Source organism: Pseudomonas sp. YA1 (genome assembly GCF_058680555.1).
Genome location: NZ_JBZWBG010000017.1, coordinates 120,514 through 133,596, shown reverse-complemented (window position 1 = coordinate 133,596; position 13,083 = coordinate 120,514). Strand labels below are relative to the sequence as shown.

The window sequence follows — 13,083 nt, the reverse complement described above, 5'->3', positions numbered from 1 at the left end:
GGACAAGGAGAGCATCCATGCGCTATTCCGACTTCACCCAACGTATCGCCGGCGACGGCGCCGCTGCCTGGGACATCCACTATCGCGCGCTGGCACGGGTCGAGCAGGGCGAGGAAATCCTCCTGCTGTCGGTCGGCGACCCCGACTTCGATACCCCGGCGCCCATCGTCCAGTCGGCCATCGACAGCCTGCTGGCCGGCAACACCCACTACGCCGACGTGCGCGGCAAGCGCGCCCTGCGCCAGCGCATCGCCGAACGCCACCGGCAGCGCAGCGGCCAGGCGGTGGACGCGGAGCAGGTGGTGGTGCTGGCCGGCGCCCAGTGCGCGCTGTACGCGGTGGTGCAGTGCCTGCTGAATCCGGGCGACGAGGTGATAGTCGCCGAGCCGATGTACGTCACCTACGAAGCGGTGTTCGGCGCCTGTGGCGCGCGGGTGGTGCCGGTGCCGGTGCGCTCCGAGAATGGCTTCCGCGTGCAGGCCGAGGAGGTCGCCGCACTGATCACCCCGCGCACTCGCGCGATGGCGCTGAACAGCCCGCACAACCCGTCCGGCGCCAGCCTGCCGCGGGCCACCTGGGAAGCCCTGGCCGAGCTGTGCACGGCCCATGACCTGTGGATGATCTCCGACGAGGTCTACAGCGAACTGCTGTTCGACGGCGAGCACGTCAGCCCGGCCAGCCTGCCGGGGATGGCCGAACGTACCGCGACCCTCAACAGCCTGTCGAAATCCCACGCCATGACCGGCTGGCGGGTCGGCTGGGTGGTCGGTCCCGCGGCGCTCTGCGCGCACCTGGAGAACCTCGCCCTGTGCATGCTCTATGGCTCGCCGGAATTCATCCAGGATGCCGCCTGCACTGCGCTGGAAGCGCCGCTGCCGGAGTTGGAGGCGATGCGCGAGGCCTACCGCCGCCGCCGCGACCTGGTAATCGAGTGCCTGGCCGACAGCCCCGGCCTGCGTCCACTACGCCCGGACGGCGGCATGTTCGTGATGGTCGACATCCGCCCCACCGGACTTTCCGCCCAGGCCTTCGCCGACCGCCTGCTGGACCGCCATGGCGTATCGGTGCTCGCCGGCGAAGCCTTCGGTCCGAGCGCCGCCGGTCACATCCGCCTCGGCCTGGTGTTGGGCGCCGAACCGCTGCGCGAAGCCTGTCGGCGCATCGCGCTGTGCGCCGCCGAGTTGCTCGGCCAGGCCTGAAACCCTCGGCCGCGAGCGATGCGGCCGGTCACCACGATTCGGAAACCACGATGAACGTACTGATCGTCCACGCCCACAACGAACCGCAATCCTTCACCCGCGCGCTCTGCGACCAGGCATGCGAGACCCTGGCAGGCCAGGGCCACGCGGTGCAGGTCTCGGATCTCTACGCGATGAACTGGAATCCGGTGGCCAGTGCCGCCGACTTCGCCGAGCGCGCCGATCCCGACTACCTGGTCTACGCCCTGGAGCAGCGCGAGAGCGTCAAGCGCCAGAGCCTGGCCGCCGACATCCAGGCCGAGCTGGACAAGCTGCTGTGGGCCGACCTGCTGATCCTCAACTTTCCGATCTACTGGTTCTCGGTGCCGGCGATCCTCAAGGGGTGGTTCGACCGGGTACTGGTGTCCGGGGTCTGCTATGGCGGCAAGCGCTTCTACGACCAGGGTGGCCTGGCCGGCAAGAAGGCGCTGGTCAGCCTGACCCTGGGCGGGCGCCAGCACATGTTCGGCGAGGGTGCCATCCACGGACCGCTGGAGGACATGCTGCGGCCGATCCTGCGCGGCACCCTGGCCTATGTCGGCATGCAGGTGCTGGAGCCCTTCGTCGCCTGGCACGTGCCATACATCAGCGAGGAAGCGCGCGGCAACTTCCTGCGCGCCTACCGGGCGCGGCTGGAAAATCTCGAGCAGGATGTACCCCTGCGGTTCCCGCGGCTGGAGCAGTTCGACGCGCTGCTCCAGCCGCTGGCGCGCTGACCCGGGCGACGCGCGCCAGGCCAGTCAAGCGAAGACGCCCCCGACCGGGGGCGTCTTGGCTCGTGCTAGTACTGCTGGCGCGGCTTGCTCTGTAACTGCTCGGCGGCGGCCTTGGCCAGGTCCGGCGGGAGGAAGTCCTTGTCCGGATCGTAATCCTGCTTCAGGTAGGCGCTGAGCGCCTCCAGGTCGGCCGGGCTGAGGGTGCCGGCCGCCTGCTTCAGGCGCAGGGTATCGAGGATGTAGTCGTAGCGGCTGTTGTTGTAGTCGCGCACGGCGGCGTACAGCTGGCGCTGGGCGTTGAGCACGTCGACGATGTTGCGGGTGCCGACCTGGTAGCCGATCTCGGTGGCTTCCAGCGAACTCTGGTTGGAGATGATCGCCTGGCGCCGCGCCTGGACCTGCTCGACGTCGGTATTCACCGCGCGGTGCAGGTTGCGGGTGTCCTGCACCACCTGGCGGCGCTGGCCTTCGCGGGACTGCTCGCTCTGGTTGAGGCGCTGGTAGGACTCGCGGACCTGGGAGGAGGTCAGGCCGCCGCTGTAGATCGGGATGTTCAGTTCCAGGCCAATGCTGCGCTCGTCGACATACTTGCCATAGTGCACCAGCGGATTGGCGGCGCTGTTGGCGAAGCCGAGGGCGTCGTTGTCGCCCTTCTGGTACTGGGCCACGGCATCGAGGGTCGGCAGGTGCCCGGCCTTGCGCTGGCGGAGGGTTTCCTCGGCGGCGTTGACCGCGTAGTTGCTGGCCAGCAGGCGCAGGTTCTGCTGCACCGCGGTATCGACCCAGGCCTTGGCGTCGTTCGGCGCCGGCGGCACCACCGGCAGGGTGTGGCGCATGCCCTCGATGGCGCTGTAATCGCGGTTGGTCAGGGTCACCAGGGCCTGGAAGGCATCGTCCACGCGCTGTTCGGCGATCAGCCGGTTGGCGCGGGCGGTGTCGTAGCTGGCCTGGGCCTCGAGCACGTCGGTCTTGTCGGAAAGGCCCACGTCGAAGCGCTCGTTGGCCTGGTCCAACTGGCGCTTGAAGGCGGCTTCCTCGGCCTTGCTGGTGGCCAGGTTGTCCTGGGCGCGGAGCACCGTGAAGTAGGTCTCGGCGCTGCGCAGGATCAGGTCCTGCTGGGTCGCGGAGAATTCCAGCCGGGCCTGGTCGCTGGTTTCCTTGGCGGCCTGCCACTGGAACCAGCGGTCGGCGCGGAACAACGGCTGGCTGAGGGTGGCCTGGACGACCTGGCTGTTGCGCTTGACGGTCGCCGGACGCTCGTCGAATGCGATCCGGGTGTCTCCGACGCGGGCGCCGGCGCCGAGTTGCGGCAGCAGGCCGGCGCGGGCCTGGGGCACCACTTCCTTGCGCGCCAGGTAGTCGGCCTGGGCGGCGGCGAGGTCGGCGTTGTTGTCGACGGCTTCCTTGTAGACGCTGATCAGGTCGGTCTTGGTCGGCAGCGGGGTCGGCTGGGCGGCCCAGGCGACACCGGTAGCAGCGGCCACGGCGGCCGCCAGGGAGAGTCTGCGCAGCATTCGTTCGTCCTGGAAAAGATGCGAGGTGGGGCAAGGCTAAGGTCGCTACCGGTAGCGGTCAAGGCACCTGCGCGGCAACTGATCGAAGAGCCAGTCCGGATCGATGTGCCGGCGAACGTGCGGGGATCTGCGTCTTCCCTGGCGAGAGGGCGCCGGACTGGACCATGACTGCCGGTCGGGCGGGGCGTTTTCCCGTTGGCGAATCCCGCCGGTGTTGATTAGACTGCCAGGGTTCTTGTCGGGGTGCCCTATACGAGGGGCTGAGATCGGATAGTTCCGGATCCCGTTGAACCTGATCGGGCTAGCGTCCGGTTCCGCCTCGCGCGGACCGCAGCAACCCGCGTAGGGAACAAGATGTCCGCGCCATGCCTGCCTTGCCGGCGCGTCCTTCTCGCCACCAGTCCCGGTGGCCCCGCGTGCCAGGTTCTCCCGACAATCACCCAGGAGAGCCATCGATGAGCGCAACGCAGAAGAACAACATCACCCGCCTTGAGCAGCTCGACCGCCAGTCGACGCAGCCTTTCCCGAACTCGCGCAAGGTCTACCTGACCGGCTCGCGCCCGGACATCCGCGTCCCGGTGCGGGAAATCTCCCTCGCCGACACCCCCACCGCCTTCGGCGGCGAAAAGAACCCGCCGGTGTTCGTCTACGACACCTCCGGCCCGTATACCGACCCCGAGGTCCGCATCGACCTGCGCAAGGGCTTGCCTGACGTGCGTTCGCGCTGGATCGACGAGCGCGGCGACACCGAGATCCTCCCCGGCCTGACCTCCGAGTTCGGCCAGGCCCGCCTGGCCGACGCCAGCCTCGACGCCCTGCGCTTCGCCCACGTGCGCACGCCGCGCCGGGCCAAGCCGGGCGCCAACGTCTCGCAGATGCACTACGCGAAGAAAGGCATCATCACCCCGGAGATGGAATACATCGCCATCCGCGAGAACATGAAGCTGCAGGAAGCCCGGGCCGCCGGCCTGCTCGACCAGCAGCACCCGGGGCACAGCTTCGGCGCCAGTATCCCGAAGGAAATCACCCCCGAGTTCGTCCGCGAGGAAGTCGCCCGCGGCCGCGCGATCATTCCAGCGAACATCAACCACACCGAGCTTGAGCCGATGATCATCGGCCGCAATTTCCTGGTGAAGATCAACGGCAACATCGGCAACAGCGCGCTGGGCTCGTCGATCGAGGAAGAAGTGGAGAAGCTCACCTGGGGCATCCGCTGGGGCGCCGACACGGTGATGGACCTGTCCACCGGCAAGCACATCCATGAAACCCGCGAGTGGATCCTGCGCAACAGCCCGGTGCCGATCGGCACCGTACCGATCTACCAGGCGCTGGAGAAGGTCAACGGCGTCGCCGAGGACCTGACCTGGGAAATCTTCCGCGACACCCTGATCGAACAGGCCGAGCAGGGCGTCGACTACTTCACCATCCACGCCGGCGTGCTGCTGCGCTATGTGCCGCTGACCGCCAAGCGGGTCACCGGCATCGTTTCCCGCGGCGGCTCGATCATGGCCAAGTGGTGCCTGGCGCACCACCAGGAGAACTTCCTCTACACGCATTTCGAAGATATCTGCGAAATCATGAAGGCCTACGACGTCAGCTTCTCGCTGGGCGATGGCCTGCGTCCGGGCTCGGTGGCCGACGCCAACGACGCCGCCCAGTTCGGCGAGCTGGAAACCCTCGGCGAGCTGACCAAGATCGCCTGGAAGCACGACGTGCAGGTGATGATCGAAGGCCCCGGCCACGTGCCGATGCAATTGATCAAGGAAAACATGGACAAGCAGCTGGAGTGCTGCGACGAGGCGCCGTTCTATACCCTCGGCCCGCTGACCACCGACATCGCCCCCGGCTACGACCACATCACCTCCGGCATCGGCGCGGCGATGATCGGCTGGTTCGGCTGCGCCATGCTCTGCTACGTCACGCCCAAGGAGCACCTGGGTCTGCCGAACAAGGATGACGTGAAGACCGGGATCATCACCTACAAGATCGCCGCCCATGCCGCCGACCTCGCCAAGGGCCACCCGGGCGCGCAGATCCGCGACAACGCGCTGTCCAAGGCGCGCTTCGAGTTCCGTTGGGAGGACCAGTTCAACCTTGGCCTGGACCCGGACACCGCGCGGGCGTTCCATGACGAGACCCTGCCGAAGGACTCGGCCAAGGTCGCGCACTTCTGCTCCATGTGCGGACCGAAGTTCTGCTCGATGAAGATCACCCAGGAAGTCCGCGACTACGCCAAGGAGAACGGCCTGTCCGACGAGAGCAAGGCCATCGAGGCCGGCTTCCAGGAGCAGGCGGCGCGCTTCAAGGACGAAGGATCGGTGATCTACAGGCAGGTGTAGGCCGCGCCGCGCCACCGGGCCCCTCGCCGCGGCGAGGGGCTTCGGGGCGTCGGAAGCGTCAGCCGCGGCCGGGGAACAGGTTCGGCTTGACGATGCCGTTCAGGCGCGGATACGGGATCTTCAGTTCGGGGTGGGCATAGGAATACGGCGCGATGGAGTAGGCGTCGTACTTCAGCGTTACCGCGCCGAAGGTCAATGCCACGTGCGGGGTGCGCTGGAACGGCCAGGTCTTCTGGAAATCGGCGTCCTGGTCGAGCTTGTTGGCCAGCAGCCAGGCCTTGTGCGCCAGCTCGGCCTGTTTCCAGAAGGCTTCTTCCTGGCCGGGAACCAGCATGTCCTGCAGGCTCAGCACCTTGTGCTGCCTGCGGTCGTAGTTGATGAAGCCGCGACCGGGCATGCCGTGGGCGCCGCCGGTGAACAGGTAGCTGGAAAGCTCGATGATCACCAGACCGTCATGTTGTTCGCGCACCTTGGCTTGCAGGTAGCTGCTCCAGCCCGGTTCGGCGCTGTCCAGGAACTGCCGTTCGTAGGCCGCCAGCGATGCCGGCAGGGGCGTTTCGTTGTTTTCCCGGGTCATTTCCAGCAGGGCGCGCTCGACGATCGGGTCCAGCTGCGGTTCGTCGGGGAACTTCAGGGTGTCGATGTTTACCAAGGGGCACTGTTCGCCCTGGCAGCCGGGCTTCAGGTGCTCGCTGGCGAGGCGCTCGGTGGGCAGCGGGTCGTCGAGGCCGGGCTTGAAGAAGCTCTGGCAGGCGCTCAGCAGAACGACCAGGCTGCCGAGGGCGGCGAATTTCAGAAGGCGCATGGGATTCCTTTTGCGACGGTGGATGGGCGGGCTCGAAGCGTCGACCAGTCCGTTTCGACCCTGGCGCCGCGCTTGAGTTCGGCCCGCGCAAACCCCAAGTATGGCTTAGCCGTGGCCGGGAAACACGCCCGCGCGGCGAGCGCCACGAAGTTTTCCCGAGCCGTCCTGAAAGTGGCTGCGCCCTGCGCCGGGCCGCGATAGGATGGCGCGAAACCCACATACCCGAGTGAAGTGAGTCGAGGATGTCCGAAACCTTCAAACCCGCCCCCGGTGACGTCGAGCTCGTGCAGCGCGAGGAATGCTTCCGCGGCTTCTATCGTCTCGATCGCCTGCGCCTGCGGCATCGCCAGTTCGACGGCAGCATGGGCCGGGAAATCAGTCGGGAACTGTTCGTCCGCCATGACGCGGTCTGCGTGCTGCCCTACGACCCGCAGCGCGATTGCGTGGTGCTCATCGAGCAATTCCGCGTCGGGGCGATGCAGAAGCTCGCCAACCCCTGGCTGCTGGAGCTGGTCGCCGGCCTGATCGACAAGGACGAGCAACCGGAGGAAGTGGCCCATCGCGAGGCGATGGAGGAGGCCGGGCTGACCCTCGGTGCGCTCTGGCCGATAACCCAGTACCTGCCGTCGCCGGGCGGCACCGACGAGGTGGTGCACCTGTTCGTCGGCCGTTGCGACAGCGAAGGCGTCGGCGGCGTGCATGGCTTGCCGGAGGAGGGCGAGGACATCCGCGTCCACGTCTGGCCGTTGGAAGATGCGCTGCAGGCCGTGCGCGACGGGCGGATCAACAACGCGGCGAGCATCATCGCCCTGCAGTGGCTGGCCCTGAACCGGGCCGAGGTGCGTGGGCTATGGGCCTGAACCTGCTGCGCGAGCGCTACCGGGTCGACCTGGCCAGCCTGCAGGCGACCTGCGAAGCGAACTACGCGCGGCTCATGCGCCTGCTCCCGGACATGCGCGAGGCACAGGCCTCGCGCCGGGTCGCGCTGAGCGAAGGGGAGCGGCTGCTCGGCGTCCTGGCGCTGGAAGTGACCGAGGCCTGCCCGTACACCACCACCCTGCAGGTGCGCCAGGAACTGGGCCTGCCCTGGTTGCCGGCGCCGCGGCTGGAAGTGCGGGTCTACCACGATGCACGGATGGCCGAGGTGATCGGCGCCGAACAGGCGCGGCGGCTGATGGCGATCTATCCCTACCCGAACCAGGCGATGCACCAGCCCGACGAGAAGAACCAGCTCAACCTGTTCCTCGGCGAGTGGCTCGCCCACTGTCTGGCCTGCGGCCACGAGATGGTGCCGGTGGCCCAGCGCTGAGCGGTTGCAGGCAAAAGGCCAGTTGAATGGCATCAAGCCAAAAGTAGTCCTCGCAACTGTGATCTGTTCCGCTTTCCGGGTTTGCCGCCACTTTCGTCGGTCACCATAATCACCCCATTCACCGCGGACGCCTCGCCTTCAGGAGACGGCCCCTTGTCACGCCATTCGAACACTCCCGCCACCGACGCCTCCGTACTGCTGGTGCAGCTTTCGGACAGCCACCTGTTCGCCGAGGACGGCGCGCGCCTGCTCGGCATGGACACCGCCCATAGCCTGGAAAAGGTGGTCGAGCGGGTCGCCCGGGAGCAACCGCGGATCGACCTGATCCTCGCCACCGGCGACGTCTCCCAGGACGGCAGCCTGGATTCCTACACACGCTTCCGCAGGTTGAGCGCGCCGCTGGCCGCGCCGTTGCGCTGGTTCGCCGGTAACCACGACGAACGCGAGCCGATGCAGCGGGCGACCGAGGGCAGCGACCTGCTGGAACAGGTCGTCGACGTCGGCAACTGGCGCGTGGTGTTGCTCGACTCGAGCATTCCCGGCGCGGTGCCGGGCTATCTCGAGGACGACCAGCTCGACCTGCTGCGGCGCGCCATCGACAGCGCCGGCGAACGCTTCCTGCTGGTTTCCTTCCATCACCACCCGGTGCCGATCGGCAGCGACTGGATGGACCCCATCGGCCTGCGCAACCCGCAGGCGCTGTTCGACCTGCTGGCACCCTATCCGCAGGTGCGCTGCCTGCTGTGGGGGCACATTCACCAGGAGTTCGACCGCCAGCGCGGCCCGCTGCGCCTGCTGGCTTCGCCGTCCACCTGCGTGCAGTTCGCCCCCGGCAGCAGCGACTTCACCCTCGACCGCCTGGCGCCGGGCTACCGCTGGTTGCGCCTGCACGACGACGGGCGCCTGGAAACGGGGATCTCGCGGGTCGACGACGTCGTCTTCGAAGTGGACTACGATACCGCCGGATACTGACATGCCCCCCGGTCGCGGGATGCCGCGGCCGCGTGCGTCGTTGCCGATCGGCGCGCAGGCTGGAAGATGAAGCCTGGAAGCTGGTACCGTTCGGCTTTCCCTACCGAGTTGAAGCCCATTAGCCCGTTCCCGATGACCGCGACCAGCCCATCCCTGCTGTATATCCACGGCTTCAACAGTTCGCCCGAATCGCACAAGGCGCGCCAGCTGCAGGCGGCCTTCGGCCACTTGGGCCTGGCCGAAGGCCTGCGCGTCCCGGCCCTGCACCATCACCCACGGCAGGCCATCGCCCAGTTGGAGCGGGCCATCGCCGAACTCGGGCGACCGGTGCTGGTCGGCAGCTCCCTGGGTGGCTACTATGCGACCCATTTGGCGGAGCGCCATGGCCTGGCGGCGATCCTGGTCAATCCGGCGGTCGCCCCGCATCGCTCCTTCGACGGCTACCTGGGCGCGCAGACCAACCACTACAGCGGCGAGACCTGGGAACTCACCGAGGACCACGTGGCGGCGCTGGCCGAACTGGAAGTCACGCGCCTGCAACGTCCCGAACGCTACCAGGTATGGCTGCAGACCGCCGACGAAACCCTCGACTATCGCGCCGCGCAGGCCTTCTACCGAGCCTGCGCGCTACGCATCCAGGCCGGCGGCGACCACGGCTTCCAGGGCTTCGCCCGGCACCTGCCGGCGCTGCTGGCGTTCGCCGGCTACCCGTCGGCGCTGTGGCGCGACACCGATTTTTCGACTTTTGACTGAATAGAGACCCCATGGCTACTTACAACGCAGACGCCATCGAAGTCCTTTCCGGCCTCGACCCGGTGCGCAAGCGCCCGGGGATGTACACCGACACCACCCGCCCCAACCACCTGGCCCAGGAAGTCATCGACAACAGCGTCGACGAAGCCCTGGCCGGCCACGCGAAGAGCGTGCAGGTGATCCTGCACCAGGACAACTCGCTGGAAGTCATCGACGACGGCCGCGGCATGCCGGTGGACATCCACCCGGAAGAGGGCGTGCCGGGCGTCGAGCTGATCCTTACCAAGCTGCATGCCGGCGGCAAGTTCTCGAACAAGAACTACCAGTTCTCCGGCGGCTTGCACGGGGTCGGCATCTCGGTGGTGAACGCGCTCTCGACCCGGGTCGAGGTACGCGTCAAGCGCGACGCCAACGAGTACCGGATGACCTTCGCCGACGGCTTCAAGGACAGCGATCTGGAAGTCATCGGCACGGTCGGCAAGCGCAATACCGGTACCAGCGTGCATTTCTGGCCGGATCCGAAGTATTTCGATTCGGCGAAGTTCTCGGTCAGCCGCCTCAAGCATGTGCTCAAGGCCAAGGCGGTGCTGTGCCCGGGCCTGAGCGTGGTGTTCGAGGACAAGAACACTGGCGAGCGCGTCGAGTGGCACTTCGAGGACGGCCTGCGCTCCTACCTGACCGACGCGGTCGCCGAGCTGCCGCGCCTGCCGGACGAACCCTTCTGCGGCAACCTCGAAGGTTCCAAGGAAGCGGTGAGCTGGGCCCTGCTGTGGCTGCCCGAGGGCGGTGAGTCGGTGCAGGAAAGCTACGTCAACCTGATTCCCACGGCCCAGGGCGGCACCCATGTGAACGGCCTGCGCCAGGGCCTGCTCGACGCCATGCGCGAATTCTGCGAGTTCCGCAACCTGTTGCCGCGCGGCGTCAAGCTGGCGCCCGAGGACGTCTGGGAGCGGATCGCCTTCGTCCTCTCGATGAAGATGCAGGAACCGCAGTTCTCCGGGCAGACCAAGGAGCGCCTGTCGTCCCGCGAGGCGGCGGCGTTCGTCTCGGGCGTGGTGAAGGACGCCTTCAGCCTGTGGCTCAACGAGCACGCCGAGATCGGCCTGCAACTGGCGGAACTGGCGATCAGCAACGCCGGGCGTCGCCTCAAGGCGGGCAAGAAGGTCGAGCGCAAGAAGATCACCCAGGGGCCGGCGCTGCCCGGCAAACTGGCCGACTGCGCCGGGCAGGAGCCGATGCGCGCGGAACTGTTCCTGGTCGAGGGCGACTCCGCCGGCGGCTCGGCGAAGCAGGCGCGGGACAAGGAATTCCAGGCGATCATGCCGCTGCGCGGAAAGATCCTGAATACCTGGGAAGTGGACGGCGGCGAGGTGCTCGCCAGCCAGGAGGTCCACGACATCGCGGTGGCCATCGGCGTCGATCCGGGCGCCAGCGACCTGGCCCAGCTGCGCTACGGCAAGATCTGTATCCTCGCGGATGCCGACTCCGACGGGCTGCACATCGCCACGCTGCTCTGCGCGCTGTTCGTCCGCCATTTCCGCCCGCTGGTGGAAGCCGGCCACGTCTACGTGGCGATGCCGCCGCTGTACCGCATCGACCTCGGCAAGGAAATCTACTACGCCCTCGACGAAGCCGAGCGCGACGGCATCCTCGAGCGCCTGGCCGCCGAGAAGAAGCGCGGCAAGCCGCAGGTCACCCGCTTCAAGGGCCTTGGCGAAATGAATCCGCTGCAACTGCGCGAGACCACCATGGATCCGAATACCCGGCGGCTGGTCCAGCTCACCCTGGAGGACGCCACCGGTACCCTGGAGATCATGGACATGCTGCTGGCCAAGAAGCGCGCCGGTGACCGCAAGTCCTGGCTGGAAAGCAAGGGCAACCTGGCCGAGGTGCTGGCCTGATGCGCCGCCTGCTGGCCATCCTCGGCCTGTTCGGGGGCCTGGTCCAGGCGGCCGAGGCGCCGCCAGAGCCACCGGTTCCGGCAGCCTTGAGCTTCATCTCCGAACATGCGGTGGAGGGCATGCGCGGCGGCAACCTCTCCGGGCTGGCCTGGTGTGGCGGCGCGCTGTGGACGGTTTCCGACCGCGACGACGACCGCCTGTATCGCCTGCAACCCTCGGCCGAAGGCTCCGACCAGCCCTGGCAGGCCGAGGCCGAGAGTTTCATCGCTCCGACCCCGCCGGACAGCGGGTTGCCCTGGGGCATGAGCACGCGGGTCTGGCTCAGCGGCCTGGTGCGCGGCGGCAACCTCGACTTCGAAGGCATCGCCTGCGATGCCGCCGGCAATCGCTACCTGGTCAGCGAGGCGCACGCGGCGGTCCTGCAACTGCCGGTGAGCGGCGCGCCGAACTGGCTGCGCCTGCCGCCCGGCCTGCTGCCGCAAGCGCGGGCCAGCGGCATGCTGATGAATTTCAACGCGCTGTTCGAAGGGATCGCCGTCGACCCCGAGGGCAAGCGCCTCTGGCTGGCTGCCGAGCGCGAGCGCCGCGGCCTGCTGGTGGCCCACCGCGACAACAGTGCCTGGCGCTGCGAGGGCAGCTGCGTACTGCTCGCCGAGGGCGGCAAGATCGAGCCGCCGCCGGAACTGGGCAGCGCGCGCAAGCTGCCGAAGGATTTCTCCGACCTCGCCTTCTACCGCGGCAAGCTGTTCACCCTGGAGCGCCTGGCGCATCAGATCTGCCGCCGCGACCTGGCCCAGGCCAAGGTCGAACGCTGCTGGTCGTTCGCCTCGGCGGTCCTGGCGCCGGAGCGTCGCTACGAGCTGCCTTATGGCGTCGCGGAAGCCCTGTCGCTGGACGACAAGGGCGCCTGGCTGGGCATCGACAATGGCGACCATGCGCGCGCCGATGGCGACGTGCGGCCCTTCGTCCTGCGCTTCGCCGCGCCCGCCGGCGGCTGGTTGGGGGACAAGTGACGCAACAGGCGCCCGGTCAGCGGCTGGGACGGATCATGCTGGTGCTGGCCTGGGTCGCCGGGCTGGCGCTGGCGACGCGCTATTTCGGCGTCTGGGAAGATCGACAGCGCAACCCGAACCAGGCGCCGCAATCGATCCATGGCGACGGCTACGTCGAGTTGCGCCTGGCCAGCAGCCGCCAGGGCCATTACCTGCTGAACGGGCAGATCAACGGCCAGGGCGTGACCTTCCTGCTCGATACCGGGGCGACCCAGGTGGCGGTGCCGGAAGCCCTGGCGGCAAGACTCGCGCTGGAGCGCGGCGCGCCGATCACCCTGAGCACGGCCAACGGCCGCGCCACGGGCTGGCGCACGCGGCTGGACCAGCTGCAACTCGGCGATATCCGCCTGTCCGGGGTCGCGGCGCTGATTGCGCCGGGCATGGACGGCGATGAGGTGCTACTCGGCATGAGCGCCCTGAAACAACTCGAATTCACCCAGCGCGACGGCACCCTGGTGCTGCGCCAAAACACTTCTCCGTGAGG

At 67.8% G+C, this 13,083-nt stretch carries 12 protein-coding genes and 1 riboswitch; of the genes, 10 read left to right on the top strand and 2 right to left on the bottom strand.

All coding sequences use genetic code 11. The annotated features are described in order from the left end of the window. Positions 1 to 17 precede the first annotated feature (17 nt). Together aruH and AC4OR5_RS23345 are read left to right on the top strand one after the other, a co-directional pair. Positions 18 to 1,199 (top strand): arginine--pyruvate transaminase AruH, encoded by a 1,182-nt coding sequence (gene aruH / locus AC4OR5_RS23350; RefSeq protein WP_003135629.1) that lies wholly within the window; start codon positions 18 to 20, stop codon positions 1,197 to 1,199. A 50-nt stretch (positions 1,200 to 1,249) separates the two neighbouring features. Next, positions 1,250 to 1,954: an NAD(P)H-dependent oxidoreductase gene (locus tag AC4OR5_RS23345; RefSeq protein WP_003102071.1), complete on the top strand. Its 705-nt coding sequence runs from the start codon at positions 1,250 to 1,252 to the stop codon at positions 1,952 to 1,954. Positions 1,955 to 2,019: 65 nt separating this feature from the next. Here the strand turns inward: AC4OR5_RS23345 and opmH are convergent, their stop codons facing one another. Further along, on the bottom strand, positions 2,020 to 3,468 hold the full coding sequence (opmH, locus tag AC4OR5_RS23340) for an efflux transporter outer membrane subunit OpmH (protein ID WP_003095699.1): 1,449 nt from the start codon (positions 3,466 to 3,468) through the stop codon (positions 2,020 to 2,022). 229 nt (positions 3,469 to 3,697) lie between these two features. Continuing rightward, positions 3,698 to 3,834: riboswitch (TPP riboswitch) on the top strand. Between the two features lie 89 nt (positions 3,835 to 3,923). Between opmH and thiC the strand changes: the two genes are divergently transcribed. Beyond that, positions 3,924 to 5,807: a phosphomethylpyrimidine synthase ThiC gene (gene thiC, locus AC4OR5_RS23335; RefSeq protein ID WP_058159943.1), complete on the top strand. Its 1,884-nt coding sequence runs from the start codon at positions 3,924 to 3,926 to the stop codon at positions 5,805 to 5,807. Between the two features lie 58 nt (positions 5,808 to 5,865). On the opposite strand, the gene AC4OR5_RS23330 is transcribed toward thiC, so the two are convergent. After that, positions 5,866 to 6,612, bottom strand: a complete 747-nt coding sequence (locus tag AC4OR5_RS23330) for an RsiV family protein (protein WP_003141734.1) — start codon at positions 6,610 to 6,612, stop codon at positions 5,866 to 5,868. A 242-nt stretch (positions 6,613 to 6,854) separates the two neighbouring features. Here AC4OR5_RS23330 and AC4OR5_RS23325 point away from each other — a divergent pair, with 242 nt between their 5' ends. From AC4OR5_RS23325 to AC4OR5_RS23295, 7 genes are all read left to right on the top strand, one after another. Beyond that, complete coding sequence (locus AC4OR5_RS23325) at positions 6,855 to 7,472, top strand: NUDIX domain-containing protein (protein ID WP_003095694.1); 618 nt, start codon at positions 6,855 to 6,857, stop codon at positions 7,470 to 7,472. Beyond that, on the top strand, positions 7,463 to 7,921 hold the full coding sequence (locus AC4OR5_RS23320; RefSeq protein ID WP_003095693.1) for a DUF1249 domain-containing protein: 459 nt from the start codon (positions 7,463 to 7,465) through the stop codon (positions 7,919 to 7,921). The genes AC4OR5_RS23325 and AC4OR5_RS23320 overlap by 10 nt, the downstream gene beginning before the upstream one ends. A 153-nt stretch (positions 7,922 to 8,074) precedes the next feature. After that, positions 8,075 to 8,893: a 3',5'-cyclic-AMP phosphodiesterase gene (gene cpdA / locus AC4OR5_RS23315; RefSeq protein ID WP_003110316.1), complete on the top strand. Its 819-nt coding sequence runs from the start codon at positions 8,075 to 8,077 to the stop codon at positions 8,891 to 8,893. A 132-nt stretch (positions 8,894 to 9,025) separates the two neighbouring features. Next, positions 9,026 to 9,646, top strand: coding sequence for a YqiA/YcfP family alpha/beta fold hydrolase (locus tag AC4OR5_RS23310; RefSeq protein ID WP_003110317.1), 621 nt, complete (start codon positions 9,026 to 9,028; stop codon positions 9,644 to 9,646). Between the two features lie 11 nt (positions 9,647 to 9,657). Continuing rightward, positions 9,658 to 11,547, top strand: coding sequence for a DNA topoisomerase IV subunit B (parE, locus tag AC4OR5_RS23305; protein ID WP_058159942.1), 1,890 nt, complete (start codon positions 9,658 to 9,660; stop codon positions 11,545 to 11,547). After that, positions 11,547 to 12,560: an esterase-like activity of phytase family protein gene (locus tag AC4OR5_RS23300; RefSeq protein ID WP_003095689.1), complete on the top strand. Its 1,014-nt coding sequence runs from the start codon at positions 11,547 to 11,549 to the stop codon at positions 12,558 to 12,560. Before parE ends, AC4OR5_RS23300 begins: the two co-directional genes overlap by 1 nt. Beyond that, a complete protein-coding gene (locus tag AC4OR5_RS23295; protein WP_003116165.1) occupies positions 12,557 to 13,081 on the top strand; it encodes a retropepsin-like aspartic protease family protein in 525 nt (174 codons plus the stop codon). The genes AC4OR5_RS23300 and AC4OR5_RS23295 overlap by 4 nt, the downstream gene beginning before the upstream one ends. Positions 13,082 to 13,083: the final 2 nt, after the last annotated feature.

Bases quoted from the DNA above. Each gene is read 5' to 3' on its own strand.
- aruH (WP_003135629.1), top strand. From the start codon at position 18: ATGCGCTATTCCGACTTCACCCAACGTATCGCCGGCGACGGCGCCGCT.
- AC4OR5_RS23320 (WP_003095693.1), top strand. From the start codon at position 7,463: ATGGGCCTGAACCTGCTGCGCGAGCGCTACCGGGTCGACCTGGCCAGC.
- opmH (WP_003095699.1), bottom strand. From the start codon at position 3,468: ATGCTGCGCAGACTCTCCCTGGCGGCCGCCGTGGCCGCTGCTACCGGT.
- AC4OR5_RS23330 (WP_003141734.1), bottom strand. From the start codon at position 6,612: ATGCGCCTTCTGAAATTCGCCGCCCTCGGCAGCCTGGTCGTTCTGCTG.
- thiC (WP_058159943.1), top strand. From the start codon at position 3,924: ATGAGCGCAACGCAGAAGAACAACATCACCCGCCTTGAGCAGCTCGAC.
- AC4OR5_RS23325 (WP_003095694.1), top strand. From the start codon at position 6,855: ATGTCCGAAACCTTCAAACCCGCCCCCGGTGACGTCGAGCTCGTGCAG.
- parE (WP_058159942.1), top strand. From the start codon at position 9,658: ATGGCTACTTACAACGCAGACGCCATCGAAGTCCTTTCCGGCCTCGAC.
- AC4OR5_RS23300 (WP_003095689.1), top strand. From the start codon at position 11,547: ATGCGCCGCCTGCTGGCCATCCTCGGCCTGTTCGGGGGCCTGGTCCAG.
- AC4OR5_RS23345 (WP_003102071.1), top strand. From the start codon at position 1,250: ATGAACGTACTGATCGTCCACGCCCACAACGAACCGCAATCCTTCACC.
- AC4OR5_RS23310 (WP_003110317.1), top strand. From the start codon at position 9,026: ATGACCGCGACCAGCCCATCCCTGCTGTATATCCACGGCTTCAACAGT.